Raw genomic sequence first — 2495 nt, 5'->3', positions numbered from 1 at the left:
AAGATGCAAGTCATAGCTTCGGTGGTGTGTTTAGCCCCGTTACATTTTCGGCGCAGAGTCACTCGACCAGTGAGCTATTACGCACTCTTTAAATGGTGGCTGCTTCTAAGCCAACATCCTGGTTGTCTGTGCAACTCCACATCCTTTCCCACTTAACACACACTTGGGGACCTTAGCTGATGATCTGGGCTGTTTCCCTCTTGACAATGGATCTTAGCACTCACTGTCTGACTCCCGGGGTAATGTCTGTGGCATTCAGAGTTTGACTGGACTTGGTAACCCTTGGCGGGCCCCGCACCCAATCAGTGCTTTACCTCCACGACACATCCCCCGAGGCTAGCCCTAAAGCTATTTCGGGGAGAACCAGCTATCTCCGAGTTCGATTGGAATTTCTCCGCTACCCCCACCTCATCCCCGCATTTTTCAACATGCGTGGGTTCGGGCCTCCAGTGCGTGTTACCGCACCTTCACCCTGGACAGGGGTAGATCACACGGTTTCGGGTCTACGCCCACGTACTCATTCGCCCTATTCAGACTCGCTTTCGCTGCGGCTCCGCCTTTTCAGCTTAACCTCGCACGTGAACGTAACTCGCCGGTTCATTCTACAAAAGGCACGCCATCACCCATTAACGGGCTCTGACTTCTTGTAGGCACACGGTTTCAGGTTCTATTTCACTCCCCTCCCGGGGTGCTTTTCACCTTTCCCTCACGGTACTGCTTCACTATCGGTCGCTAGGGAGTATTTAGCCTTGGCAGATGGTCCTGCCGGATTCCGACGGGGTTTCACGTGTCCCGCCGTACTCGGGGTGGGTCTAGGCATACGTTCACTTTCGGCTACAGGGCTGTTACCTTTTCCAGCGGACCTTTCCAGATCACTTCACCTAATGAACTTTTGCCATATCGACGCCCCACAACCCCAGAGAGCAAGCTCTCTGGTTTGGGCTAATCCGCGTTCGCTCGCCGCTACTGACGGAATCACTATTGTTTTCTTTTCCTCCAGGTACTTAGATGTTTCAGTTCCCTGGGTGTGCCTCCAATGCAGCTATGTATTCACTGCATGGTAACTGCGCATTACCACAGCTGGGTTCCCCCATTCGGACATCCCCGGATCAAAGCCTGCTTACGGCTCCCCGAGGCATTTCGTCGTTCGCCACGTCCTTCTTCGGCTCCTAGCGCCTAGGCATCCTCCGTGTGCCCTTATTAGCTTGACCAGGCTCCGTTATAAACCGGCTTGTGCTATTAAGCTGCGCTTAACAAATCACTTCTCGGCATATAACTTCACTTCCATCAAACCATCAAGGTTTTGGATGATTCTAGTTACAACTTTCGCTATCTAGTTTTCAAGGAACAACTTGTCTTCCGCTAAAAGCGGCAAGAAACATCTTATCACAGACTTCTTTGTAAGATCAAGCACAATTTGTACTCGTTCCCATTGGAAGTTGTTGGTGGAGCCAAGCGGGATCGAACCGCTGACCTCCTGCTTGCAAGGCAGGCGCTCTCCCAGCTGAGCTATGGCCCCAAACTTTACCCCAAAAGTGAAGTTTGGCTTCTTCTTATGAAGTTTAAATGGTGGGCCCTAGTGGACTCGAACCACCGACCTCACCCTTATCAGGGGTGCGCTCTAACCAGCTGAGCTAAGGGCCCATATTTAGTTTCAAAACCAGCTTAGCAAGCAACCGCCCGCTATTTTCAGCAAAATAAAAACCCACAAAGTGGGTTCGCTTGGCAACGTCCTACTCTCCCAGGACCCTGCGGTCCAAGTACCATCGGCGCTGGAAGGCTTAACGGTCGTGTTCGGGATGGGTACGCGTGGTTCCCTTCCGCCATCGTCACCAAACGAATTGCGCGTGTTTCCGGAGTCGCCAAACTCCAGAATGATTTGTATCTTGAAAGGTGCTTGCCCTTTCAAAACTGACAACGAGTGATTGAAGTTGTGAAGGCTTAAGGCCTTCTTGACTGGGTGCGCTTCGGCACCCGAGTCTCCATAGAAAGGAGGTGATCCAGCCGCACCTTCCGATACGGCTACCTTGTTACGACTTCACCCCAATCATCTACCCCACCTTCGGCGGCTGGCTCCTTGCGGTTACCTCACCGACTTCGGGTGTTGTAAACTCTCGTGGTGTGACGGGCGGTGTGTACAAGACCCGGGAACGTATTCACCGCGGCATGCTGATCCGCGATTACTAGCAATTCCGACTTCATGCAGGCGAGTTGCAGCCTGCAATCCGAACTGAGACCGGCTTTGATAGGATTGGCTCCGGATCGCTCCTTCGCTTCCCGTTGTACCGGCCATTGTAGTACGTGTGTAGCCCAGGTCATAAGGGGCATGATGATTTGACGTCATCCCCGCCTTCCTCCGGTTTGTCACCGGCAGTCAACTTAGAGTGCCCAGCTCAACCTGCTGGCAACTAAGTTCAAGGGTTGCGCTCGTTGCGGGACTTAACCCAACATCTCACGACACGAGCTGACGACAACCATGCACCACCTGTCTCCGA

The 2495-nt window shown here is 52.9% G+C and carries 2 tRNA genes, 2 rRNA genes and 1 other annotated feature (2 of these 5 running past the window's edge); all 4 genes read right to left on the bottom strand.

Annotated features, from left to right (window positions below):
- Nucleotides 1-1211: a sequence feature (mutual gap in cmsearch alignment for this rRNA model is longer than 100), on the bottom strand; it reaches 2734 nt to the left of the window's first position.
- Between the two features lie 232 nt (nt 1212-1443).
- A tRNA-Ala gene (locus tag AR333_RS02910) sits at nt 1444-1519 on the bottom strand.
- A 48-nt stretch (nt 1520-1567) separates the two neighbouring features.
- Nucleotides 1568-1644: transfer RNA gene (locus AR333_RS02905), tRNA-Ile, on the bottom strand.
- A 76-nt stretch (nt 1645-1720) separates the two neighbouring features.
- Nucleotides 1721-1837: ribosomal RNA gene (gene rrf, locus AR333_RS02900) — 5S ribosomal RNA — on the bottom strand.
- A gap of 151 nt (nt 1838-1988) precedes the next feature.
- Nucleotides 1989-2495, bottom strand: a 16S ribosomal RNA gene (locus tag AR333_RS25140); it runs 1521 nt beyond the window's last position.

Origin of the sequence: Paenibacillus sp. FJAT-26967 (assembly GCF_001541095.1) — a bacterium.
Classification (GTDB): domain Bacteria; phylum Bacillota; class Bacilli; order Paenibacillales; family NBRC-103111; genus Paenibacillus_F.
The sequence above is the reverse complement of the archived record's forward strand: the minus strand, read 5'-3'. Positions and strand labels throughout refer to the sequence as shown.